This is a genomic window from Brevibacillus panacihumi (assembly GCF_003710985.1).
GTDB lineage: Bacteria > Bacillota > Bacilli > Brevibacillales > Brevibacillaceae > Brevibacillus > Brevibacillus panacihumi.
In genome coordinates, this window is record NZ_RHHT01000011.1 from 88,292 (window position 1) to 113,396 (window position 25,105).

A 25,105-nucleotide genomic window follows, 5' to 3' on the forward strand; every position below is an offset into this window, starting at 1 on the left:
TCAAAGGGCAAAGAAGTCAGACGAGATCGACAACGATGGGGAGGACCTGATGAGATACGATATCCTATTATTCGACGCGGACGATACGCTATTTGACTTTCAGCGGGCACAGCAATACGCATTGCAAAAAGTGTATACGGCCTTTGATATGCTGGACAGGGCAGACGAATATACAGCCTTCTACAAAGAGATCGGCAAAGAGATTTGGGGGGAAATGGAGCGAGGAGAAATCACCTTAGCCGAGCTGCGAGTAGAAAGATTTAAACGATTGTTTAACAAATATCAGCTTCCACATCAGCCGGAAGCTTTTGGGGACGCCTACCTGCAGTTTTTGGGAGAAGGAGCCTTTCTGATCGAGGGAGCAGAGGAATTGTGTCAGGCGCTCTCTACACAACGGCTGGCGATCATTACCAACGGATTCCGGGAGGTTCAAATCTCGAGAATTTCCCATTCGCCGCTATCGCAGATGTTTGAACAGATCATTATTTCCGAAGAAACAGGCTATCAGAAGCCACAGAAGGAAATTTTCGATTATGCTTTTGCCAAACTGGGCATCACCCGCCGGGAGCGCGTTCTGATGATCGGCGATTCGCTAACCTCGGATATTTTGGGAGGCAATCGCTACGGAATCGATACGTGCTGGTTTAACCCGCGGCAAAAGAAAAATGAAACAGACATCAGCCCGACATACGAAATTTCCAAGCTGACGGATCTTTTGCGCATCGTAGCTGAATAGCGTGCGGCAAAATCCTTTCTTCTGTTGACCAGATTGGATACAATGAACGAAGAAATAAGGACCGATAGGAAAGAAGGAGGTCATCTCGTGGACGAAAAGAAACTGACGCCAATCCCGGAACTGGATCAGCTGCTGTACAAGTTTACCGAGCTGTTAACGGGAGAGGCAACGCCGGAACGCGTGGAAATGGTCAAGATCTGGTGCCTGTATTCGCATATGTCAAAAGCGATGCCGCCACTCGTGCAGCATTGGGCGAGCGAACCCGAGCATGCCGAAGCGCGCGATCAAATCAGAGGCATGATTGAGCAGATCAAGCAATGGAATCAAACGAAAAATCAAAAGCATTAGGACATCGTGCAGCAGCCACTCGTTAACGAGTGGCTTTTTTCATTGCAGGCACTGCTTGAGCAATTTAATAAACTTAATCATTTACAAAGTATGAATAATCAGGTAACGTTAAAAGAAAAGGGAGGGGATCGGAATGAAGTTCATCGGAGTTGATTTTCAAGCCAATCGAATGGACGAAATGAAGCATTTTTACACGGAGCTTCTGGGTTTTCTTCAGACAGAGCAATCGGATGATCATTTTGCGTTTCAAGCAGGCCATACAAGTGTTCGTTTTACTCGAATGGAGCCGGACAGCGTTGCCCCTTTTTACCATTTCGCCTTCTCGATTCCGGAAAATAAATACGACGAGGCGAGAACGTGGATGGAGAACAGGGTCCCCTTGGTGTTGTTTCCAGAAGAAGATGGCACCGTTTCATCAGAAGTTCATTTTCCCCACTGGAATGCCCATTCCTTCTATTTCCTGGACCCGGATCAAAACATTGTAGAGATGATTGCCCGCCATGATCTACAGAACCAACAGCAAGACGCTTTTCACATCGGACAGGTGCTCGGGATCGATGAAATCGGCTTGCCCGTAGCCGATGTCCCGAACATGCTTTCCTTCGTGCAGAAAGAGCTTGGTATCGTTCCCTGGAGGCCGCCGACGCAAACATTTGCTCCAGTTGGTGATCAGGAAGGCTTGTTCATTTTCGTCCAGGAAGGGCGGGTTTGGTTTGGAACACAGCGCGAGGCAACGGCATCACCTGTTCGCATCACGATTCTCGGTGAAAAAGTTCAAGAGATTTGTGTTCCGCAAACTCCTTATTCGGTTATGATAGGTAGAAAACCATATCATCCCTGAATAAGGAGGCAATCATGTCGACAGAAGTCACCCGCTTGATTCAATCACATCGATCCATTCGCAAATATACGGAGGAGCCGATCGACGGAGAAATTCTCACCGACATCCTGACCTGCGGGCAATGGGCTCCGTCTTCCCATAATGTCCAAGCCTACAGCGTCATCGTCGTCCGCTCACGTGAGAAAAAACAGCAATTAGCCGTTCTGGCGGGCGGCCAGCAGTGGGTAGAGGAATGTCCGGTATTTCTCGTTTTTTGCGCCGATTTCTACAAGCTGCAGCAGGCCTGTGAGATGAATGGGGAAACGATCGCTGCGGAAGGCGTCGAAAGCTTTCTCGTAGCGGCGGTGGATACGGCGTTGGCAGCGGAGAATGTCTTGCTCGCGGCCCGTTCCTACGGTCTGGGAGGGGTAATGATCGGGGGAATCCGCAACAATCCGAGGGAGGTCGCTGAGCTACTGGGGCTGCCGCCTTTGACGTACCCGATCATGGGCATGTGCTTGGGCTATCCGGCGCAGGATATCGAGCAAAAGCCGCGCCTCCCGATGCGCGCATACGTCCATGAAGAGCAGTATGATACAGACGGAATACGTGAAGCTTTGCAGGAGTACGAGGAAATTTCCGCTGCTTATTACGAACGCCGCACCAAAGGCAAACAAACCGACGGCTGGACCAAGCAAATGGCCCACTACGTGAACAAGCCTCGCAGAGTACATATGAAGGAGTTTGTGCAGGGGCAAGGTTTCCGTTTGGAGTAACGATTGCACATTCCCAGCATCCCTATCATTCTATCTGGTAAAATCAGCGCTATAATAGAGTTGTAAGCATTTCACCGTAATTAAGGAGCGATGGCTATGAAAAAGACAGTTGCCCAGCAAACGGTATATGTGAACAGCTTTATCAATGGCATTCTTGATCCAGCCCAGCCCATGCTAGGTCCCGTCCGGGATGGCGGGTACATCGTCGCCAATACGACACCAGGGTGCTGGGGCCCGATGATTACGCCAGCGCTGCGTGGCGGCCATGAAGTAACGCAGCCAGTCTACGTGGAAGGTGCCAATGTCGGGGACGCGATTGCGATTCGGATCAAATCCATCGAAGTGACCTCTATGGTGACGGCTTCTGGAAATGAGCGAACCATGGAAGGCAGGTTCTTGGGAGATCCTTTTGTCGCTGCAAAATGTCCGGGCTGCGGGAAGCTTTACCCCGAGACCAGAATCGACGGCATCGGACCAGAATCGATACGCTGCTCTGAATGCGGAGCAGACACGACACCATTCACGTTTACCAATGGCTATACCATCGCTTTTAACGACAAGAAAGAATTTGGCGTGACATTGCCCAAAGAAGCGGCAGAAAAAATCGCAGAAAACGGCCGCTATTATATGAATACCCCAGAAGCATCGATACAAAATCCAATCGTTGCTTTTGCTCCTCACGATCTGGTAGGGGTCGTAGCCCGTGTCCGTCCGTTCCTGGGCCAGTTGGGTACCACCCCTTCCAAAGCGATGCCCGATTCGCATAATGCCGGGGATTTTGGTTCCTTCTTGATCGACGCCCCGCATGAATACGCATTGACCAAAGAGGAACTGTCGACCCACAAGACGGATGGACATATGGATATTAACCGCGTCAGACAGGATGCCATCTTGATTTGTCCGGTGAAGGTACCGGGAGGCGGAGTCTATCTCGGAGACATGCACGCCATGCAGGGAGATGGAGAGATCGCGGGACACACTACTGACGTGGCAGGCATTGTGACCTTGCAGGTGCATGTCATTCCCGGATTGAAGCTGGATGGCCCGATTCTATTGCCCGTAGAAGAGGATTTGCCTTATCTGGCGAAACCGTTCACTCCCGAGGAGAAAGCCAAAGCGCGAGATTACGCCAAAGGCTGGAAGCTGGATGCCATCGAAGATTCGCTGCCCGTTTCTTTTATCGGCACGGGTGCCAATTTGAACGAAGCGACAGAGAATGGATTGTCTCGTGCTGCACAGGTGCTTGGGCTGACGGTCCCCGAAGTCTTGAACCGGGCGACGATTACAGGCTCGATCCAAATTGGTCGGCATCCAGGCGTGGTGACGGTTACGTTTCTTGCCCCCACGCATTTGCTGGAGAAGATCGGAATTCTTGATCTGGTTGCGGAGCAGTATGCCTGAACAGGAAATCAGCGATAATACGAACGGGAGCGGTAAAAAAATCTCTCTCGTTCCTTTTTTGGCAAAAGATTTTCATTTTTTCACTTTCTTCTACTGCAAATATCCGGATTTCTAGGTACAATAGAAAGGTGCTGGAGTACATGCATTTTTTATTGTCATAAAAAGAGATAATTGAGGAGTGAGAGCGGTGAATCAGGGAAACCGTGCCTACAATTTCAATGCTGGACCTTCTGCGCTGCCTTTGGCCGTGCTGGAGAAAGCGCAACAAGAGCTTTTGGACTTCCGGGGAACCGGCATGTCTGTCATGGAATTAAGCCATCGCGGCGACGTGTATGAAGAGGTTCACAATCAGGCGATCGCACGATTGAAAGATTTGCTGTCCATCTCTGATGACTATGAGGTTTTGTTCGTGCAAGGCGGAGGCAGCATGCAGTTCTCCATGGTGCCGATGAATTTCTTGCAACCGGGCAAAACGGCTGCTTATATCATGACAGGAGCTTGGTCGGAGAAGGCTTTTGGCGAGGCGAAACTCTTTGGGGAGCCGTATCATGCTGCAAGCTCCAAAGACAGCAACTACCGCTACATTCCCAAACTGGAAGACATCAAGTTCCAGGAATCCGATGCTTACGTTCATTTGACATCCAACAACACGATTTTTGGTACGCAATGGAGAGAGTTCCCGGATACAGGCAGCGTTCCACTGATCGCAGACATGTCCAGCGATATTCTCAGCAAACCGATCGATGTGAACCAGTTTGCGATGATCTACGCTGGGGCACAGAAAAACCTCGGTCCATCCGGTGTCACCGTGGTGATACTGCGCAAAGACTTGTTGGAAAAGGCCAACACCAACATTCCGACGATGCTCCAATACGGCATCTACGCCAAAAACAACTCCCTGTACAACACGCCTCCGACCTTCGGCATCTACTTGCTGGGAGAAGTGCTGAACTGGGTACAGGAGACAGGCGGTTTGGCTGAGCTGACCAAGCGCAATGAAGAAAAAGCGAAGCTGATCTATGATGCGATCGATGCAAGCAACGGGTTCTACTATGGTCACGCAGAACCGGAAAGCCGCTCTCTGATGAATATCACGTTCCGTGTCAAAGATGAAGCGTTGGAGAAGCAATTCCTCGCAGAAGCGAAAAAAGAAGGCTTTGTCGGGCTCAACGGCCACCGTTCTGTCGGAGGTTGCCGGGCATCTGCCTACAACGCAGTTCCTTACGAGGCTTGCAAAGCACTGAGCCAGTTTATGGTACAATTCCAGGCAAAACACAGCTAATGCAAGCCATGCGGAAAAGACCCTATTACGAGAGCTCTGCAAAATCCCCTTGTTGGAGCTTGCAACTCGAGTAACCCCATTGAATTGTGTAAAAAAGAGGGCAATAACGAAAAAATGCAGTTCAATCTCCCTCAGGAGGCGGACTGCATTTTCTCTGTTAATTTTATCATCCGTTTTACATTTACGACGAAAGTCGTAAGTATGGCCTGTATTCGCATGCGAAAGAGACCACGGTACTTAGCCTTGGTCATCCCATGATACCTTTTTAGTTCCGCATTTTTATGTTCAATAATCGGTCTGCGACAAATACGTTCCTTGAACGTATCGTTGTTCTCAAACTCGATTTGCTCTTGGTAATGTTCCGCCACAATCCGAATGGAATAGGTTTTGCTCTTCGCTCCTGGCTTGAAGCATCCTTCCTTAAGCGGGCACGCCTTGCATTTCTCGGTATCGAAATAGAAAACAAGAGAACGACTATTGCCACTTTGCTTGCTTCCTTGGACAGCTTTTCGAATACTGTGTTGTCCTGCCGGACAAATAACAAAGTCTGCATCCTTGTTGTATTCAAAACCTTCTTGTCTAAGCCCTCCGTTATGTACGATCGGGTTAAGTGGTACGACGGGTTGAATCTGCTTACTTTTCATCTCTTCCAAATTATCTTTACCCGAATATGCAGTGTCAGCAATCACTTCATGTACTTCTATACCTGCGTCCAAGGTTTGATTCAAAAGTTCTTTGAATTGTTTGCCGTCATCCGAACTTCCTCCAGTAACTTCCACAGCCGTAATGATCTCTTCTTCTGTCATGGCGATATGTTCTTTGTAGCCAAAAAAGGATTTTGTATTGCTCTTCCATCCAAAGCGTGCATCCGGATCAATGGCCGACATAATGCCTTTATTGGCAAGGAGACGCTCGTCTTCCACGATGGCCTTGGCGATTCGAACTTTCTCCGAGATGGAACCTTCATGATCCGGCAACAACAACTCAACAGTTTCCCCAAGATTAGCCAGGTACTGAAGCATGATCTTCTCGGCATCCTCTTGATCTTTCCTCAACCCCGGTAACTTCGGGAGTTTCTTCTCAAGCTTGGGATGCTTTTTCACCACAACACGGAACAGGCGCTTCGCCGCATCTCGAAGTACTTCAAGTGGCTTTTGTTTTTGCGAAGCTGCCAGTGTATGGGTGGAGTCCATGATGATCGTCTTTGACTTCACAAGACCTTTTTCGATGCACTGACGCACAACTGATTTGAGCACCTCATCCACGGCTCCTGCTCCTAATCGATGATTACGAAAGCGAGACAGTTGGGAGGGGTCAGGAAGGTTATCCTCCGGATTTACACCTAAAAACCACTTGTAAGCGAGGTTTACCTGCGTTTCCTGAATGATGCGTTCATCCGAAAGATTGTAGAGAACTTGTAAAAACAGCAAACGAAACAGGAGTTCTGGTTCGTTAGCAGGTCTTCCGTAATGCTCACAATAAGAGGAACGAACTAAGTCATGAATAAACGTGAAATCTACGATTTCATTGATTTTTCGTAATGGGTGATCCTCGGGAATCAGTTTGTATAATTCGGCATGGAAAGATGCCGTCATTTGTTTAGAGGGCTGTAGCAATGGTTCCCACTCTTTCGTTTTCTTCTCATTGTACAACAAACATCAATGTCTAAGGGCACTGGGGTTCAGCCTTTGAAAACCTACTGTTTCGGAGGAGAAGCAGGTTTCCAGGCGGAGCGATTGGCGGAGTCCAGCCTAGCGGAACAGCGAAGCCCGGGGAAACAGAAGCGCAACCTATGAATAAACTCCGGAGCTGCGCGCCGTTTTGCGCTTCCCCCAGGATCGCTGTGGAGCGGACAGTTTAACTCCCTTGCGGGACGTAGACCGTAGCGCAGATCGGAAACATGCTTCTCCCCACTACAGCTACATTCACGACACATGAATCCCCAGTACCTAAAAGCACTGGGGATTCAGTTTACAGATAGTAGGTGGACTTTTGCAGGGCTCTCTATTACAAGGGTCTTTTTTTTTTTTGCACCAGGAGAAGCGACCCCAACCTGCCTATCCCACGATTTTTGGTATGATTGAGTGTGAATAATCTGAAAAAACGGAGGAGAACGATGAGCGATCTGCGGAAGATAGTCTCGGTTGCACAAGAGGTTGCGGAAGCCATAAAAGCAGCTTTTCAAATGGATGTGGAAATTATCGACGCGGAGGTGAAACGGATCGCGGCTACTGGTTCTGCCAAAAAGAAGATAGGGGCAGCGATGGCTTACGGGACGGTCACCCGGCATGTTTTACAAAATACGGAACCTATCGTCATTCATCAGCCCGGGCAAGAAGATTTTTGCTTGGCCTGCCAAGGATATGGCAAATGCACGTATACAGGGGGCATCATCGTGCCCATTCTCTACAAAAACCGGACGATCGGCACGATTAACGTCGTCGCCTACGATCAGCAACGGATGCAGGTGCTCCAGCAAAACCAGACGGGTCTCATCGAGTTTCTAAACAGGATGGCGGAATTGATGACCTCCAAAATTGCCGAACAAGAGCTTTACGAAGAGCAAATACGCGTGAACAGCGCTCTGTTGACCTTGATCAACACGATCTCCAACGGCGTGCTCTCCATTGATCAGGAGGGAAGAATCCGACAGGCAAACTCGCTAGCGGAACAAATGCTTCGAGGCTCGGAACAGGCGGCCGCGATGGAAGGCATGCTGGTGACGTCAGTTTTCCCGGATTTTCCGCTGGCTGAGACATTGAATGCCAAGGAGTTCAAAAGCTATGAGCTGGCGGCCAAGGTCAACGGGAAGGGATACCGCTACATTGCAGACATCAAGCCGGTGACAGCCGATGATGCAGTCACTGGTGCCGTGGTCTCGATCGTCGATTATGAGAACATGAAGCAGCTTGCGTTTGACTTCGCGACTCCGAATCGACAGATTACCTTCCAGGAGATTATTTGTGAGACGCCGCACATGCAACATATCAAGACAATTGCTTCCCGCATCGCACAGAGCAACTCTACGGTGCTGATCACGGGTGAGAGCGGAACCGGCAAGGAAATGTTCGCCCGGGCGATCCATGAAGAAAGCCCGCGTTCCAAGCATCCGTTTATTGCGATCAATTGCGGGGCGATCCCGGAGGCATTGATTGAGAGCGAGCTGTTTGGCTATGAAAAGGGGGCTTTTACAGGGGCACATGCCAAAGGAAAGCCGGGAAAATTTGAACTTGCGAACAAGGGAACGATCTTTCTAGACGAAATCGGAACGATGCCGCTTTATCTGCAGGTCAAGCTGTTGCGGGTTTTGCAGACGAAGGAAATTGACAAAGTAGGCGGAACGGAAGCGATTCCGATCGATGTCAGAGTGATTGCCGCCACGAACAACAACCTGGAGCAAATGGTTGCAGAAGGGACGTTTCGCCAAGATCTTTATTATCGGCTGCATGTGATCCCCATCCAGATTCCGCCTCTTCGCGAACGAAAAATGGATATTGTACCGTTGGCGCAGCATTTTATCAGACGGTATTCCGTTTTGCTGGAGCGCAATATCCAAGCCTTGTCCGAAGAAGCGCGCCTGGCGATGGAAGCCTACCATTGGCCCGGCAATATCCGCGAACTGGAAAACAGTATCGAATATGCGATCAATCTGTCTCATCCGGACGAAACCATTCTACGCCTGTCACAGCTCCCTTCCGCGATAAAAAATAACTTGCAGGATCACACCATCGTCGAACACCTCGAAACCCCCGACCACCCCTTTCCACTGGAACAAAGCATCCTGAGCAAACAGGAATATGAAAAAAGGCAAATTACACATCTGCTTGCCGAGTGGGGCACCTCCACCACCGACAAAAAGCGGATCGCCCGACAGCTCGGGATCAGCTTGCCGACGTTGTACCGTAAAATTCGCCATTATCAAATTGAGAATCATCGCTTATCAAAATGAACATTTTTCTTATTTTGAGAAATGAATACGAGAAAAGTCCGCTTTATGAAGCCCTTAATCTTTTGGCATGCGATTTGCACATACAAATCTGCCAGAAAGGAGGGGGGCCCGAAAATACGCGTAGAGAGGTCTGATCCATCTAGGGAGATAAGGAGGCTCAGTATGAATTTTTCGCCTTGGACAATCGTTACGGACTTAGGTGTTATGTCGATTTTGTTCTTGATAGGGGTGATTCTAAGGGCAAAAGTAAAGGTGGTACAGGAGCTGTTCCTGCCTGCCGGTCTCATTGCCGGAATACTCGGTCTCACTTTCGGTCCGAACGGCCTTGAACTCTTGCCGTTTTCCAGTTTGATCGGAACCTATCCAAGCATTCTGATCGCCTTCGTATTTGCATCCTTGCCGTTCAGTTCTGAAAAGGTGCCCTTCAGATCCGTCACCAGACGGGTAGGGAAAATGTGGGGGTATTCCCAAGCGCTCATGCTCATGCAGTGGGGCGGCGGCATGCTGTTTGGCCTCTTGATACTCAATTTGTTCTGGGGCGATTTGCACACCGGATTTGGCTTGATGCTGGCAAGCGGCTTTGCAGGGGGGCACGGTACTGCTGCTGCGATCGGGCAGGCTTTTGACGGTCTTGGTTGGGATGAAGCGGCTTCTCTCGCCATGACATCCGCTACGGTCGGGATTGTAAGCGCTATCGTGGGCGGACTGATTCTCATTAAATGGGGAACGAGAAACGGGCATACGGGGTTTATAACCGACTTTTCGCAGCTTCCCAAGGAGCTGAAGACGGGACTTGTCCCGGAGGAAAATCGCCAATCTGTCGGGGAAGGAACAGTCTCCTCGATTTCCATAGACCCGCTCGCGTTTCATGTGACTTTGGTAGGGCTGACGGCAGCAGCGGGCTATTACTTGAGCACGTTGGGTTCGCAATGGTTCCCTCAGCTGAGCATTCCTGCATTTTGCTGTGCCTTTCTCGCCGCCTTGCTCTGCATGAAGATCATGGAGTGGACCAAATCGGACCGCTATGTCGACAAAAAAATGGTGAATCGCGTCAGTGGAAGTGCTACTGATATCCTGGTGGCTTTTGGCGTCGCATCCATCAAGCTGCCCGTTGTCTTGAAGTACGCTGCCCCATTGACCTTGCTGTTTATTTTTGGGCTTTTGTACTGCTTTTTCTTCTTCAAGGTGCTGGGCCCTCGCTATTTCAAGGAATACTGGTTTGAACGCTGCATCTTTTCCTGGGGATGGGCGACAGGAACGACTGCGATGTCCATCGCACTGTTGCGCATCGTCGACCCGGATCTGAAAAGCAAGACGCTCGACGATTTTGCCCTCGCCTATATTCCGATGGCTCCGGTAGAGATTGCTGTCGTTACGCTGTCACCGCTGTTGATCATCAATGGTCAGCACTGGCTGTTTACCAGCATCACGATTCTGGTCGGTATTGCGCTGCTGGTTGTGACCAACATGAATCGTTTCCATCGCCAAACAGGACGTTTGGGAACGGAGAAAAATTTCTAAATCAGATAAATCAGGGAGGGATTGAGCATGTCTGATACACGGATCGATTTTTTGTACTTGTCCGAACCGGATGTCATCCAGGCCGGGGTATTGAATATGGAAAAATGCGTGGAGACCATCGAGAAGACATTTGTCTTGCTGGGGAAAGGCGACTATCTGATGGGAGGTCCGCGGGAGAATGAGCATGGCATCATGCTCTGGTTTCCTGAGGAACAGCGCACGCCGAGGATGCCGGTAGCGGGTCCTGATCGCCGCTTCATGTCGATGATCGCCTATGTAGGAGGAGAATTCCACGTCTGCGGAGACAAGTGGTACGGCTCCAATATAGAAAATACGAAGCGGGGCTTTCCTCGATCCATCCTGATGGTTACGCTGAATGATCCGGACACAGGGCAGCCGCTTGCCTATATGTCGGGCAATCTGATCAGCGCGATGCGAACAGGCGCGGTTCCCGGGGTTGCGGCGAAATACCTCGCGAGAAGCGGTTCAGAGGTGGCGGGCATTCTGGGGGCTGGGGTGATCAGCAGAGCGTGTCTGAAAGCTATTGCCGAAACGCAGAAGCAGCTAAAGGAAGTAAGAGTCTATGACTTGTTTTTGGAAAAAGCAGAGGCGTTTGCAAACGAGATGAGCGAACAACTCAACCTGAATGTAATTGCTGTCAGCAGTATGGAGGAGGCCGTCGCTCCCGCTGACATAATCAGTGTGGCTACTTCTGGTCACACGAAAGTGAAAATTGAAAAAGACTGGCTGAAGCCCGGATGTCTAGTAACGTTGACAGGGACGGCTGATCTGGATGATTCGACCTATTTGGAAAGCAAAATCGTGGCAGATAACTGGAAAATGCACCAGTCATGGATGAATGATGCCAAGGAACACCCCAAAGGCATGGCTAGCATTACGGAATGGACCCCTACCGGACAGCTGCTGCAATTAATTGACCAAGGCAGAGCGAAGCATCAAGATATCCTGAATCTCGGGGACATCGTATTGGGCAACGTACAAGGCAGAACGGATGATGCAGAGCGGATCTTGTTCGTTACAGGGGGCATGCCGATCTATGATGTCGCTTGGGGGTATGCCGTCTATCGGGAAGCCTTGGCGAAAGGGATTGGTCAAAAGCTGAATTTGTGGGAACGTGCCCACTGGTCTTAACCACGATAGATCGTTAAATCCTCGATGGAGTCGCAAGAGGCGGCGAAGTCGAGGTTTTTTTGTGGAGAAAAACGTTTCTGGCAAGCTGGCAAATTGTAAAAAAAGGAATTAGAATTTATAATACAAATTCAACCAGGACTTTCTTAAGGTCCAAAAGACTACTTGTGTAAGGGTGGATCGATCGATGAATTGGGGATCAAATACAAAAAATGTTTTGGTCGCAGGATTTGCACAACTTCCGAAGGGGACGACCTTGTATGAAATTCAGAAAGTCGTCGGTTGTGTACTGGTGATCGATAGGGATACGAAGATCATCGTGGATGCGTCCTTTACCTTCGTTATGGGAGTGACCAATGATTTTATTTCGTCCATGGTCAGGGGAAAGTCTGTTGAAAACGGGATACAAGAGATTGTGCAAGACATCGAGGAACGTTTTCTGGTGCCGCCGCAAAGAGCCATTATTCAAGCGCTGCGAGCTGCTTATGAACGATACTGCGATATGCACGAAATTAATTGAAAATAGATACTTTTACAAATATAAGCGTTTACATTTTTGTCACAGCTTGCTAAAATACCAGCAAGAGAAAAAAACAATGCGAAAGCACTGGCTTATCTACGGGGAATCGGCCTGAAAACCTGTTCCTAGCAAGTGGATAAAACACCAGTAGAAATCAAAAGCGAAGGAGCACCGCAATCTGGGCTCCATATTCGCTTTCGATTGCTGCTGGTTTTTTTATTGTCAAAAACAAAGGGGGATTCGCATGAAGCTTCGCAAAAGGTTGGGAATATGGCTGAGTCTAGCACTTGTCGCCAGCTTAATGGGATGCGGCAGCTCGACGGTAAAGACAGAGGGGGGAGCAGCGGGAGCAACGTATAAGATTGGGGTGGATCTGGAGTTGACCGGGGGCTCATCCGTCTGGGGTGTCCCGCAAAAGAATGCAATCGAGATGCTCGTAAAGGAGATAAACGAAAAAGGCGGCATCAACGGCGTACCGATCGAGCTCGTCGTCTACGACAACGAATCCAGTGAGACACAGGCATTGATCGTCGCAAAGAAAATGGTGGAGCAGGATCAGGTATTGGCCATTATAGGGGGCGGTACAACTCCCACGACCATGCCCATCGTACCGTACGTAACCCAGCAGCAGGTACCGCTCGTATCCGTCGGGTCTGGTGATGGGATTACAAGTCCGGTGAACGAACGGGAGTGGATTTTTAAAACGCCAAGCAACAACCAGGACATTGCAAAAAGCATCGTGTCTTTCCTGAAGCAAAAAGGAAAAACGTCGGTCGCATTCCTGTCTATGAACAATGCGTATGGAGAAAGCGGCAGACAAGCCTTCGAAGCACTAGCGAAGGAAGAGGGCATCGCGATCATCGCCGCCGAAAAATTCGGCGCAGGTGACAAGGACATGAAGCCCCAACTGACCAACATCAAAGCCAAAAATCCAGATGCCATCATCGTGTGGGCCATTCCGCCATCTGCTTCCATCGTGAATCGCAATTTTTGGGAGTTGAAAATGGATCAAATGTTGATCTACAGCGCAGGTGCCGGTGCCAATGCCTTTATCGATCTGGCGGGGAAAGAAGCAGCAGAGGGAACCTATATCGCCTCCGGGAAGGTATGGGTGGCCGATCAGCTCGAAAGCAGCGATCCGCAACAAGCGTTGTTGACCAAATACGTCAAGGATTATGAGAGCAGCTTCCAAACAGGTGTGAGTCCAATCGACGGAATGGCATACGATGCCGCACTGCTCGTGACCAAAGCAATCGAGATGTCCGGAGAACATGTAACACGCCAATCCATCCGTGACAATCTCGAAAAGATTCAAGGGTTAGTAGGGGCTACTGGAATCTTCAACATGAGCCCGAATGATCATACAGGTCTGAAACCGGAGGATGTCATCATCCTGCAGGTTCAAAATGGCAAATGGGTGATCGCGAAATAGGAGGATCGAGAATGTCTGGAGCGGACTTGATTCAATTAATCGTATCGGGGCTTACCGTGGGCGGAATCTACGCGCTGATCTCTGTCGGTTTCGTCACGATCTACAACGTAAACGGAGTGATCAATTTCGCCCAAGGAGAATTTGTCATGGTGGGGGCGATGAGCGCTGCAACGCTCGTGTCGGCGGGATGCCCGCTTTGGCTTGCTTGCATCGTTGCGATATTGGTAGCAGCGGCTGTAGGGGCAATCATCCAAAAAATCGCTTTGCATCCGGCGCGATTCAGCAGCGAAGTGGTGTTGATCATCATTACGATCGGTATCTCTACCGCTCTGCGGGGGATCTCCCAGATCACTTTCGGCAGCAACCCATTGACTTTGCCGGCTTTTCTCTCGGGCGAGCCTGTCCACTTGCTGGGAGCCTACGTCCCGCGACAAGATTTTTTTATCGCCGGCATCACGCTGGTCAGCATGGTCCTTCTCTACTTGTTCTTTGAAAAAACGATGACGGGTTCCGCACTGCGTGCCTGCATGATGAATCGCGAAGTAAGCCGGTTAATGGGAATTTCTCCGAATCGCATGGCCCTACTGGCATTTGGCCTCGGAGCTGCTTTAGCAGGAATCGTGGGAGTGGCCATTGCGCCTGTATCATTGGCTACCTATGACATGGGCATGATGATCGGACTCAAAGGCTTTGTCGCGGCGACCATCGGCGGCCTGGTCAACATTCCCGGAGCGGTGATCGGCGGATTGCTGCTCGGGCTGGCTGAATCCTTGGGGGCAGGCTTGATTTCCTCCGGATACAAGGATGCGATCGCGTTCTTGATCTTGCTCCTGGTTCTCGTCTTCCGCCCGCAGGGAATTGTCGGAGCCAAAAGTGGAAAACGGGTGTAAGGGGGAGAGTCCTACGTGGAACGAATCGTGCAAGTTTACAAACCTGCAGCAATCGGAGTGAAAAGATGGGGATTGCTGCTCCTGGGTATCATCGTTGCGGCAACCTTGCCTCTGATGGTCAACTCGTACCTGACCAGTGTGCTAGTGATCATTGGAATTTATTGCATCACGACTGTCGGCGTCAGTCTGTTGATGGGCTTCGCCGGATTGGTCTCCCTGGCTCAAGCTGCATTTTGGGGAGTGGGGGCCTATGCCACGGGCGTCATGGCCGTTTCATTCGGGATCAGTCCCTGGCTGGGAATTGTTCTGGGGATGCTCCTTTCAGGCTTGCTTGCGTACGGACTGGGCTGGATCACGCGAAATCTGAATGGGCACTATTTTTCCCTCGCCACACTAGGCTTCGGAATTGTACTGAATATCGTCCTGATTGAGGAGAGCGAATGGACGGGAGGATCCTCCGGCCTGTCGGGGATACCCGGGCTTTCATTTGGTTCGATGTCCCTTTCCGGTGATACGGCATGGTATTACTTCGTCTGGGCAATCGCCCTGTTAGGCCTGTTTTTGTGCAGGAATCTCGTCCATTCCGGCTGGGGCCGAAATCTGCGTTCCATGCATGCCAGCCAGGCAGCATCGGAATCGATGGGGATCCATACAGGACGGTATCGGCTGCAAGCATTTGTGATCAGCGCTCTTTTCGCAGGTCTGAGCGGCGGGTTGTACGCCTGCTACATGAGCTTTATCAGTCCAGCCGTCTTTAACTTTGACATGTCGATCAAATTCGTCATTATGGCGGTCTTGGGCGGACTGGTCTCGATCTGGGGCTCTTTGGTTGGAGTCGTCGTCGTTACGCTGCTGGTAGAGGCGCTGCGGCAATACGTGCCGCTGCTGCTGCAGGATTCCAGTTCTGGCGGAGCGATTGAGGTGATTTTTTTCGGCGGGCTGCTGGTAGCCATCATGGTCTATTTGCCGAATGGAATCATGGGAATGTTTCATAAAAGAAAGTCGAACGTGCAGGTGAATGCGAAATGACGGAGGCTTTATTGGAATTTCAAGACGTCACCAAGAGCTTTGGCGGAGTCATCGCTGTCAACAACAATACGTTTCAAGTGGAAAAAGGCAAGGTCGTTGCGCTGATCGGTCCCAATGGGGCAGGCAAAACATCTACCTTCAACTGCATTACCGGGATGTACACGCCAGATGCGGGAGAGGTCCGGTACAACGGTGAGAGGATCAACCATCTCAAACCGCATAAGATCGCCGAGCTGGGCATCGCAAGAACCTTTCAAAACCTGCAAATATTCACCAATCTGAGTGTGCTGGAGAATATCATGGTGGCAGCAAAGGAGACGAGAAAGCCCAACGTCTTGTCCTCGATGCTTCGCCTGCCCGGGATCAGAGCGGACGAGGAACAGGCTCAAAAGCTGGCGCTCGACATGCTGGAGCTGGTCGGTTTGACGGATCGGGCGGAGGTTTTGGCCAATGATCTGTCCTTCGGGGAACAGCGTCTGCTCGAGGTGGCGCGTGCTCTGGCCCTCCGACCGAAGCTGCTTTTGCTGGATGAACCGCTGTCTGGCTTGAGCCGGGAGGAAGTCAAAGGGATGGTCGCACTGATTCAGAAGCTGAAGAAGGACGGCCTGACCATCTTCCTCATCGAGCATGATCTGTCGACGGTGATGGAGATTTCCGACCATATCATCGTTCTTGATTTTGGCAGCAAAATTGCGGAGGGCAAACCTGACGAAGTGCGCAGCAATGAACGTGTCATCGAAGCCTATCTGGGACGAGACGTCAAAAAGCAATACGAAGCTCCCGAAAGCATGCGGGAGGACCGCGAGCCGATCTTGACGTTGAAAGATGTCCATACCTACCGCTCCACGATTCACGCCCTCAAAGGCGTTGATTTGCAGATTGACAAGGGTTCCCTCGTCGCAGTCATCGGGGCCAACGGAGCCGGAAAATCTACGCTGCTCGGTACAATCGCTGGTCAATACAGCCCCAAACAAGGGACGATATACTTCGAGAACAAGGCGATGGAAAAGCTGCCGGCAGAAAGCGTCTCGCGGATGGGAATCAATCTGGTGCCGGAGCGAAGGGGCATGTTTGCCGAACTGACTGTCGAAGAGAGCATTCGTCTGGGAGCATATCCGCGACTTGACTCCTGGATGATTCCTGCAAAAGAGAAGCGCAGGATCGAGGAAGAGATGGAGCAGATGTATCAGTTGTTCCCCAGGCTGAAGGAAAGGCGCAAACAACTGGCAGGCACGCTGAGCGGAGGAGAGCAGCAAATGCTGGCTATCGTTCGCGGGCTGATGGCACATCCCAGGGTGCTTCTGCTTGACGAACCCTCGCTTGGCTTGGCGCCGTTGATCGTGGAGGAAATCTTCGACCGTCTCTATCAGCTAAAGCAGTCCGACATGACGATTATCCTCGTCGAGCAAAACGCCAAAGCCGCGTTGCAAATCGCCGATTACGCCTATGTCCTGGAAAATGGTCGAATCAAGCTGGAAGGGCTCCCGCAACACTTATTGCAGGATTCGCGCATTCGGGACGCTTACCTGAGCAGTCACTAGTGTGAGGAGGTGAGAGAGAAGTGAATAGGTGCAGCAGCCTGGTCATGACAGCAGGATTTGCCGAGTTTCCCAAGGATACGTCTTTGCACGAGGTGTACCGCATGATCGGCTGTGTGATGATTGTCGACAAGGAGACAGAGACGATCCACGATATTTCCTTTACCTTTGTCATGGAGCTGTCCAATCAATTCCTCGCGAATCTGCTTCGCGGAGTTAGTCTGCGAAATGGATTGGATGAGGTGAGGCAGCGGCTGAAAGAGTCCATCAAAGTACCCGGCGTAGGAGCGATCCAGTATGCGATCCAGCAAGCCTATGACCGCTATTGCGAACTGAAATAAGCGTACATGCTGAGTTATCCATGGGGGAAAAGCAAACCTTTTCTTCAAGTAGTGGATTTCCGCCAGCACATCAAAACAGGACGAGAGGTCTTTTTTGGTGTGCTGGTTTGTTTTTTCTACAATCACAATGAACTGAGGAGGAACCATTTATGAAATTTGGATTATTCACCGTTTTTGACAACTACTCCGACCGATATGCACGCACAGCCGAGGAGATGCTGTATGAAGTATTGGAGCAGACAGAGCTTGCCGATCGCTTGGGCTACGACTCCGTCTGGTACGCTGAGCACCATTTCAGCGAGTACGGCATCTTGACCTCGCCTCATATGCTGATTACCGCAGCCGCGCAGCGCACAAATCGGATCCGTCTAGGCGTATCCATTGTCTCACTGCCTTTTCACAATCCCTTGCGCGTCGCAGAGGACTATGCGTTGGCGGACGTGTTCAGCAATGGCCGGCTGAATCTCGGTCTCGGTAGCGGATATTTGCCGCATGAGTTCGCCGGGTTCAACCTCGATGGAAAAGACAAAGCGTTTCGTTTTAATGACGCATTGGCTGTAATCGAAAAAGCGTGGAAGGGAGAGATGTTTAGCCATCGAGGCGAGTTTTATCAGTTTTCGGATGTTCAGTTGAAGCTATTGCCCAAGCAAAAGGAAGTGCCGCTCTGGATTGGCGCGCTTCGTCCTCAGGGGGTCAAATATGTAGGGGCGATGGGGTACAACATCATGGGTGTTCCGTATGTGGCAGCCAACTCGATTCAGGAACTGGCAGGGATCATTCAAGACTTCAAGATGGCGTATCGGGGTGCCGGCCATGATGAGAGCAGGATCAATATCCCGCTGGCTTTGCATACGTACGTCGCGGAAACGCGTGAAGAAGCGATCGAGATAGCGAGGGAGCATTTGAATCTCTATCTGGCAACCCGGCAATATGGGAAAGGAGCGGCCTTCGAGGATCTGCAAGCGAGAGAACAGCTCCTGATCGGTTCTCCCGAGGATGTGATCCAAATGATTCGCAGATACCAGGAGATCGGGATGGATCATGTGATGATGCTGATGAACTTTGGCGCTCTGCCGCATGAGAAAGTGATGAAATCGATGGAGCTCGTCGCCCGGGAGGTAATGCCTGCCTTTCAGCAAGCGAAGGACCCCGGTTATGTCAGATAGGATATAAAGTTCTTTGATTCGAGGATAAAGTGTTCATTTCAGAGCATTTTATCCTCTCTTTTTGTTCAATTTGAACTCGTGTGTCCAATCATACATTGAAGAATTGATTAAATAGGCTAAAATGAAGCTGACATGACGCAATACATGCGAAATGGCTCTGTGTTGGAGAATACTCAGCCAAGACGATTGAATTTGCGCAATATTGATTTTCATAACCAAATGCGTTTGAAAAGAATGGGGGAATCAAAATGAACAAAGCAGCCAAAATCCTGATCTATACACCGTCAGATGCCAGTACATACGCAGACATGCTAAAAGAGAAAGGATATACGAACGTCCATGCTGCAACGACGCCGGAAGAGGCAGTGGCGAACCTACCCGATACGGAGATCCTGTTGCAATGGAAGTTTCCGCTGCAACTGCTCGAAAGGCCGGAGGCAAGCTCCGTCAAGTGGATCCAGTCCCTTGGAGCGGGTGTGGATGACCTGATGCGCTCCACTTCCATTTGCGAGGATATTGTGATTACGCGTGTCGTGGATCAATTCGGCGGTCCGATGTCTGAATATGTTTTTGCCCAGCTGCTCTATGTCTATCAAGATATTGCCAGAAGCCAGGCAGCTCAAAAAGAGAGAAGCTGGCAGCCGTTCTTAACACAGCTTTTGCAAGGGCAGACCATCGGCATCGCCGGTCTCGGCTCGATTGGCAAAGAAATTATCCGAAAAGCGCGTGCCTTTGATATGCAGGTTTACGGCCTAAGCTATAGCGGGAGGGAAGCGCATCTGGTAGATCGCCACTTCGGTCCGAATGAATGGCATGATTTTGTCAAAGACTTGGATGTTCTGGTCCTGATCTTGCCGTTGACGGAACAAACCCGCCATGCAGTCAACCGCGATGTTTTGCTGGCGATGAAGCCTACCTCCTGTCTGGTCAATATCGGGCGCGGCTCGCTGATTGCCGAAGAAGAGCTAATCGAAGTATTGCGATCGGGGCATCTGAGGGCGGCCATTCTGGATGTATTTGAGCAAGAGCCGCTTCCGGCAGACAGTCCGCTTTGGACATTGCCGCAAGCGTATATAACCCCGCATATGTCAGGGCCCAGCACCAAAGAGCGGCTGGGACAGTACTTGCTTGCAAACCTCGGACGGTATGAAAAAGGCGAGCCGTTGACAGGCGTCGTGGACCGAAAAGCAGGATATTAGGAATTGACAGGCTTTGCTAATCACTCGTGGTATCCTCCATTGAATAGAAAGGGCCGGTATCCTCTCATCGAAGAATACCGGCCGCTTATTACTTATCTGACCGCATCAGCCGTGACTTATGATTACTTCTGTGGCGTCTCATTTTTGTGATCAAGGATTGGCAATAGTTTTGGTTCAATATCCTTTAACAATTGTTCCTTTGAGCGATTGCTTTTAGGAACCACTCCATTTTGTTCAGCTTTCAGCTGTATTTCAACCTGTGTATTTGCAATCACCTCGAGCACTTGTTGTTTGGTGATATTTTTGGACGCTGCAATATCCGCAACAGATAGACCTTTTGCCAGTTCTTCTTTTAATTCTGTCGGGCTGATTTGTAGCAAAGCAAACAGTTTATCATCGTTTAAAATGGAATCATACGTATAATCAGGCTTGCCATCCCTTGTGAACAATCCTTCTACTTTGATGTGCGAAGGTGCAGGCTCGCCTCCTACCCGAGTAAGATTAATGGCGTTGTCGTGAACAAATACTTGGTAGAACGGGGTATCTGCTCCTTTTATGATGTAATTCAACATCAATACTTTTTGATTTGGGTTCTCCATTTGTTCCATAGCAAACTCGTACGCATCGACGTTACCATACATTTTATCAATGAGAGAATCTACCTTCGCCTTGATTTCCTGATCGGTTAACGTAATGAGCGGCTTCTCCTTAGGCTCCCAATTCTCTTGATCCACGTGTTCAATCTCACCCGTACCGCCATTTATATGAAGGGTAATCTTTTTACCGGTTCCGCCTTTTTCCTGCAGGATGATGCTTGTTTGGTTCACATTTACTTTGGATAACTCAGTGGAGTCTTTCGGGTTGATTGCATCACCTTGAACGTTGCTTGCCTCGATGATCTCAAACGATTTTGTTTCGGGAAATGCGCTATACAGCTTCTCAAGTGTTGCTTTGCTAACTTCATCTACCTTGACTTGTTCAGCAGTCAATGGTGTTCTAGTAAGCATTTCAAGCAGGGGAGGGGCAGCAAATGCTGCGGTTGGAATCAAAATCGCAGCAGCAACAATTCCACCAATCACTCTTTTTTTCATCGTCATTTCTCTCCTTTTTGGTTGAAAATAGTGAGTATAGGATTGTTCGATTCGTTTGGAAATTTCCGGAGGACATTCCATCGATTCAGCCTCTTTGAGTAGATGCTCACGGATTTTGCGTTCGATAGTCATTGATTTTTTCCATCCTTTCTGGGAGGAGATTCCCTAAGTCTTTTCGAAGCGCCTGGAGGCCAGCATGATATCTGGACTTGACTGTACCCAGCGGAATATCGAGAATAGTCGCAATTTCCTCAAGCGTATAGTCGTGAAAAAAGCGGAGGATAATCACTGCCCGCTGTTTGTCGGTCAGCTTTCGCATGGACTGCGATATCATTTGATGCGTTCCATCCATCAACGCAGTAGGTTGATCCCAATAAGACTCTTCCCGAGAAAAGGCAAGGATGCGTTCAAAAATTCGGAATCTCCTCCAGCTCTTGACCCGAAATCTCTGCACTTGACGGATTACCAAGCCGTGCAGCCAGAAGTGGAAGGGACGGTTCGTATCGTAGTTGTCAAGTGAGATCCACATTTGCATATAGATCTCGTTCATGACATCTTCCCGATCCTGTTGGTGATCCACCAGAAAAGAGACTGTGCGGTAAACGTCCTGAAAGGTGGCATCATACATCTCGTGAAACGCCTGTTGATCACCTTCCTTCATTTTTTTGAGCAGTTGGTACATATGTTCACCTTGCATGAAGAGGGCCCTCCTGAGTAAGCTGCTTACACCCTATATTGTCTCTCTATCAGAAAAAGGTTCGGTTCTCTTCTTCGATTTTTTGCAAACGGTCGAGTGCATGAGGCTCTCAGTCCGAAAAAACAATCAGAGATGCCACGACCTATCATGGGTAAATTAAGGCCGTATTCAAGTCAAAAAAGCAGCGACTGAGAGATGGGACGAATGGAAGTCTTTCTTCGTTGCATCCTGCTTTCTCTATAAGAGGAGAAGCGACCAATTCCCTTGCCAGAGCTTTGAACTATTGTCTGGAAATGATGAATGAAGGGGGATTTGATTTTGAAAACCGTTGCGAACAAAAGATGCGACTCGATAGCGGCGGGTTATCGTCATACCGTCGGGCTTAAATCGGCTGGCACGGCAGCGGCTGTGGGCTGGCGCGGCATCCATAAAGCAGGTAATCGTAATTAGGGTCTCTGATCAGACATCTCATTATGAAAGCCATGCGTCGATCTCCCTCGCATGGCTGATGATGTGTGTTGTGCTGAGCGAAAAAACTTTACTTCGCTCCGTTCTGATTTGGTATGATACAGAATGAACGTTCAGTATAAAATGGATGCGACATCCGTGATATCGAAACGGAAGGTGGGATCACCTTGAATAAAAAGCAAATGCAAAGCGAACAAACAAAGAAGCGGGTTGCAGATGCCGCTCGTTCCCTGTTTGCGTTAAAGGGCTACAAAGCGACCTCGATTGAGGATATCGTAGCGGCGACGGGAAGCAGCAAAGGGAATATTTATTATCATTTCAAAAGCAAGGAAGGGCTGTTTCTCTATCTGCTTGATGAATGGGATCGTGAGTGGGAAGAGAATTGGGAAAAAAAACAATGGCAGTATCAAACAATGAAAGAAAAGCTGTTCGGTATAGCTGAACAATTGGCGCTTGAGGATCTGAACCATCCGCTTACTCGGGCGGCAGATGAATTTTTTCATCTGGAAGAGAAATCAAATGAAGTAGAAGAGCGGATCAAAGTCATTTACCAAAACCACTTCCAGTTCTTCGAGACATTTATTCAGCGCGGGATCGATCAGGGGGAATTCAAGCCTGTGAATGCCAAGTATTTGGCTATTGCCTTGGAGAGCTTGTTTGTCGGTCTGAATCAGATGTCGCGCACCGCCTCATCCGAGGATGTAGGGAAAATTTATCAGTCAGCTGTCCAGGCATTTCTTTATGGAATGGCAAAGGAATCTGACTGAGCATACCTAAATTCGCAAGTTGTATGCACTCCCGTATAAGGGATTGGAGGTCATGTATGTCTTTATTATTTCGAAATCGAGGAGCGATGTTGCTCCTCATGCTCAATATTTTTCTGATTTTCACTGGAGTCGGTCTGGTCATCCCCATCATGCCTACCTATATGAACATCCTTCATATCAATGGAAGTATCTTGGGACTGCTGGTAGCGGCGTTCTCCCTGACACAGCTGCTATTTTCACCATTGGCAGGAAAATTGTCGGACTCGTGGGGAAGAAAAAAGATCATTATTGCCGGTATGCTCGTCTTTGCATTTTCGGAATGGTTGTTCGGCTTCGCAAGCAGTCCCTTTCTGTTATTTGCTTCGCGAATGATCGGCGGGATTGGCGCAGCACTAATCATGCCGGCTGTCATGGCTTACACCGCGGATATCACCACCGATGAAGAACGTGCCGGAGGGATGGGATTCATTAACGCAGCGATAACCACCGGTTTTATCATCGGTCCGGGGATCGGAGGATTTTTAGCGGAGTACGGCGTTCGCGTTCCATTTTATGCGGCAGCTGCTGCAGCTGCTGTAGCAGCGCTAATCACATTGCTCATCCTGCCAGAATCCGCTAGGCCGAAAACCAGAACATCTGCTGAATCCGGGCCAAAGAACAAGCAAAACCTGCTCACACAGCTGATGTCTTCGTATCGCGAACCGTATTTCTTGAGTTTGATCATTGTATTCGTTATGTCATTCGGTCTGGCGAACTATGAGACGATTTTTGGCTTGTTCGTGGACCACAAGTTTGGTTTTACACCGAAAGACATCGCGTTTATCATTACGTTTGGATCGATATCAGGGGCAGTCGTGCAGATCACGATCTTTGGCTGGATTCTGAACCGTTTTGGAGAAGAACGAGTCATCACAACGTGTTTGATCATTGCCAGCCTTTTCATCGTGCTGACCCTTTTTGTACAGCAATTCTGGGCCATCACCCTGGTTACCTTCATCCTGTTTTTGGCGATCGATATTCTGCGGCCGGCGATTGGCACGCAGATGTCCAAAATGGCGCATGACCAGCAAGGGTATGTCGCGGGCCTGAATTCCGCCTTCACGAGTTTGGGAAACATTGCTGGCCCTGTCATCGCGGGTCTTCTCTTTGATATTCATATCGATTACCCGTATCTAGCAGCAGCACTTGTACTGTTTGCATGTTTTCTTCTGTCCTTGCGCGCGACTAAAAGGGGCAGAATGGCAGATTAACTCCTTCAATATCTTGCTATTCTATTGCACAATCGCTTCGTCAGTCCTTTACTTGCGATATAGTGGAAGCAGCGAAGACAAGAGAGGTCAGGAGGCTTGCAAAGTGGGAACTGTTCGAACCAAGCTTTTTGAATACACCCAAGCTGAGATGGATTACCTGACGAAAGTCGACCCTCAGCTCGGGGCCGCCATGGCACGCATGGGCAAAATCGAGCGTGTCATCATCCCTGATCTGTTCGCTGCGCTCATCCATGCCATCGTCGGGCAACTCATCTCAGCCAAAGCAGCTGCAACAGTATGGGAAAGAATGCAAAAACGCCTAGGCGAAATCACACCGCTCAACTTGACGAGGCACTCGACAGAAGATATTCAAGCATGCGGGTTGACGATGAAAAAGGCGAACTGCATTCATGCGATATCTTCGACCATTGCCGAAGGAGCTTTTCTGTTGGAAGAAATCAGGGATTTGCCGGATCGGGAAGTGATCCAAAAACTGACCAAGCTGCATGGCGTGGGAATTTGGACGGCTGAAATGCTGCTGATCAATTGCCTGGAGCGCAGAGACGTTGTCAGCTGGGGAGATATCGCGATTCGACGCGGGATGATGAAGCTGCACGGTCTCGATACCATTACCAAGGAGCAATTTGAAAAGTACCGTCAGCGTTATTCACCACTTGGTTCAATCGCTTCCATTTACCTGTGGGAGATCTCTTTTGACTGAGAAATTCTAACCGA

Annotated in this window: 23 protein-coding genes and 1 pseudogene; 21 read left to right on the top strand and 3 right to left on the bottom strand. The window is 49.6% G+C overall.

Translation table 11 applies throughout. The features are described from left to right. Nucleotides 1–49: 49 nt before the first annotated feature. The 6 genes from EDM58_RS07035 (at nucleotide 50) to serC (ending at nucleotide 5,363) form a co-directional block, all read left to right on the top strand. Nucleotides 50–736 carry a YjjG family noncanonical pyrimidine nucleotidase gene (locus tag EDM58_RS07035; protein ID WP_122912698.1) on the top strand — a complete coding sequence of 229 codons (687 nt, stop codon included), beginning with the start codon at nucleotides 50–52 and terminating at the stop codon, nucleotides 734–736. A gap of 87 nt (nucleotides 737–823) precedes the next feature. Beyond that, nucleotides 824–1,084 (top strand): DUF2573 family protein, encoded by a 261-nt coding sequence (locus tag EDM58_RS07040; protein WP_122912699.1) that lies wholly within the window; start codon nucleotides 824–826, stop codon nucleotides 1,082–1,084. A gap of 133 nt (nucleotides 1,085–1,217) precedes the next feature. Beyond that, complete coding sequence (locus EDM58_RS07045; protein WP_122912700.1) at nucleotides 1,218–1,925, top strand: VOC family protein; 708 nt, start codon at nucleotides 1,218–1,220, stop codon at nucleotides 1,923–1,925. 14 nt (nucleotides 1,926–1,939) lie between these two features. Then, nucleotides 1,940–2,680: an oxygen-insensitive NADPH nitroreductase gene (gene nfsA / locus EDM58_RS07050; protein ID WP_122912701.1), complete on the top strand. Its 741-nt coding sequence runs from the start codon at nucleotides 1,940–1,942 to the stop codon at nucleotides 2,678–2,680. Between the two features lie 96 nt (nucleotides 2,681–2,776). Next, entirely contained in the window at nucleotides 2,777–4,081 is a 1,305-nt protein-coding gene (locus EDM58_RS07055; RefSeq protein ID WP_122912702.1) for an acetamidase/formamidase family protein, read from the top strand. A 187-nt stretch (nucleotides 4,082–4,268) separates the two neighbouring features. Then, on the top strand, nucleotides 4,269–5,363 hold the full coding sequence (gene serC / locus EDM58_RS07060; RefSeq protein WP_023554239.1) for a 3-phosphoserine/phosphohydroxythreonine transaminase: 1,095 nt from the start codon (nucleotides 4,269–4,271) through the stop codon (nucleotides 5,361–5,363). A gap of 131 nt (nucleotides 5,364–5,494) precedes the next feature. Here the strand turns inward: serC and EDM58_RS07065 are convergent, their stop codons facing one another. After that, nucleotides 5,495–6,979, bottom strand: coding sequence for an IS1182 family transposase (locus EDM58_RS07065; RefSeq protein ID WP_425455603.1), 1,485 nt, complete (start codon nucleotides 6,977–6,979; stop codon nucleotides 5,495–5,497). Nucleotides 6,980–7,479: 500 nt separating this feature from the next. Between EDM58_RS07065 and EDM58_RS07070 the strand changes: the two genes are divergently transcribed. The 12 genes and pseudogenes from EDM58_RS07070 (at nucleotide 7,480) to EDM58_RS07120 (ending at nucleotide 20,097) form a co-directional block, all read left to right on the top strand. Beyond that, the gene (locus tag EDM58_RS07070; protein WP_122912704.1) at nucleotides 7,480–9,312 is read left to right on the top strand and encodes a sigma 54-interacting transcriptional regulator; all 1,833 of its coding nucleotides are present in this window, start codon (nucleotides 7,480–7,482) and stop codon (nucleotides 9,310–9,312) included. A 162-nt stretch (nucleotides 9,313–9,474) separates the two neighbouring features. Beyond that, complete coding sequence (locus EDM58_RS07075) at nucleotides 9,475–10,833, top strand: sodium/glutamate symporter (protein WP_122912705.1); 1,359 nt, start codon at nucleotides 9,475–9,477, stop codon at nucleotides 10,831–10,833. A 27-nt stretch (nucleotides 10,834–10,860) separates the two neighbouring features. Further along, entirely contained in the window at nucleotides 10,861–11,985 is a 1,125-nt protein-coding gene (locus tag EDM58_RS07080; protein ID WP_122912706.1) for a tyramine oxidase subunit B, read from the top strand. A gap of 184 nt (nucleotides 11,986–12,169) precedes the next feature. After that, on the top strand, nucleotides 12,170–12,502 hold the full coding sequence (locus EDM58_RS07085) for a DUF3870 domain-containing protein (protein WP_122912707.1): 333 nt from the start codon (nucleotides 12,170–12,172) through the stop codon (nucleotides 12,500–12,502). 244 nt (nucleotides 12,503–12,746) lie between these two features. After that, complete coding sequence (locus EDM58_RS07090; RefSeq protein WP_122912708.1) at nucleotides 12,747–13,934, top strand: ABC transporter substrate-binding protein; 1,188 nt, start codon at nucleotides 12,747–12,749, stop codon at nucleotides 13,932–13,934. 11 nt (nucleotides 13,935–13,945) lie between these two features. Further along, entirely contained in the window at nucleotides 13,946–14,824 is an 879-nt protein-coding gene (locus tag EDM58_RS07095) for a branched-chain amino acid ABC transporter permease (protein ID WP_122912709.1), read from the top strand. A 15-nt stretch (nucleotides 14,825–14,839) separates the two neighbouring features. Beyond that, entirely contained in the window at nucleotides 14,840–15,853 is a 1,014-nt protein-coding gene (locus tag EDM58_RS07100; RefSeq protein ID WP_122912710.1) for a branched-chain amino acid ABC transporter permease, read from the top strand. After that, nucleotides 15,850–16,605 (top strand): annotated as a pseudogene (locus tag EDM58_RS26000) (ABC transporter ATP-binding protein); the annotation flags it as partial. The gene EDM58_RS07100 and the pseudogene EDM58_RS26000, both read left to right, overlap by 4 nt. 57 nt (nucleotides 16,606–16,662) lie before the next feature. Further along, nucleotides 16,663–17,394, top strand: coding sequence for an ABC transporter ATP-binding protein (locus EDM58_RS26005; RefSeq protein WP_425455605.1), 732 nt, complete (start codon nucleotides 16,663–16,665; stop codon nucleotides 17,392–17,394). A 20-nt stretch (nucleotides 17,395–17,414) separates the two neighbouring features. Next, nucleotides 17,415–17,732 (top strand): DUF3870 domain-containing protein, encoded by a 318-nt coding sequence (locus tag EDM58_RS07110; RefSeq protein ID WP_246000561.1) that lies wholly within the window; start codon nucleotides 17,415–17,417, stop codon nucleotides 17,730–17,732. A gap of 149 nt (nucleotides 17,733–17,881) precedes the next feature. Continuing rightward, nucleotides 17,882–18,898: an LLM class flavin-dependent oxidoreductase gene (locus EDM58_RS07115; RefSeq protein WP_122912713.1), complete on the top strand. Its 1,017-nt coding sequence runs from the start codon at nucleotides 17,882–17,884 to the stop codon at nucleotides 18,896–18,898. Between the two features lie 248 nt (nucleotides 18,899–19,146). Continuing rightward, on the top strand, nucleotides 19,147–20,097 hold the full coding sequence (locus tag EDM58_RS07120) for a D-2-hydroxyacid dehydrogenase (protein ID WP_122912714.1): 951 nt from the start codon (nucleotides 19,147–19,149) through the stop codon (nucleotides 20,095–20,097). Nucleotides 20,098–20,219: 122 nt separating this feature from the next. Here the strand turns inward: EDM58_RS07120 and EDM58_RS07125 are convergent, their stop codons facing one another. Beyond that, nucleotides 20,220–21,320: a hypothetical protein gene (locus EDM58_RS07125; RefSeq protein WP_183187442.1), complete on the bottom strand. Its 1,101-nt coding sequence runs from the start codon at nucleotides 21,318–21,320 to the stop codon at nucleotides 20,220–20,222. Continuing rightward, nucleotides 21,295–21,885 (bottom strand): sigma-70 family RNA polymerase sigma factor, encoded by a 591-nt coding sequence (locus EDM58_RS07130; RefSeq protein ID WP_122912715.1) that lies wholly within the window; start codon nucleotides 21,883–21,885, stop codon nucleotides 21,295–21,297. The genes EDM58_RS07125 and EDM58_RS07130 overlap by 26 nt, the downstream gene beginning before the upstream one ends. 635 nt (nucleotides 21,886–22,520) lie before the next feature. Between EDM58_RS07130 and EDM58_RS07135 the strand changes: the two genes are divergently transcribed. From EDM58_RS07135 to EDM58_RS07145, 3 genes are all read left to right on the top strand, one after another. Then, a complete protein-coding gene (locus EDM58_RS07135) occupies nucleotides 22,521–23,120 on the top strand; it encodes a TetR/AcrR family transcriptional regulator (RefSeq protein ID WP_122912716.1) in 600 nt (199 codons plus the stop codon). 56 nt (nucleotides 23,121–23,176) lie between these two features. Next, nucleotides 23,177–24,370: an MFS transporter gene (locus EDM58_RS07140; RefSeq protein WP_122912717.1), complete on the top strand. Its 1,194-nt coding sequence runs from the start codon at nucleotides 23,177–23,179 to the stop codon at nucleotides 24,368–24,370. A gap of 103 nt (nucleotides 24,371–24,473) precedes the next feature. Continuing rightward, complete coding sequence (locus tag EDM58_RS07145) at nucleotides 24,474–25,091, top strand: DNA-3-methyladenine glycosylase family protein (protein WP_122912718.1); 618 nt, start codon at nucleotides 24,474–24,476, stop codon at nucleotides 25,089–25,091. The last annotated feature ends 14 nt before the right edge of the window (nucleotides 25,092–25,105 follow it).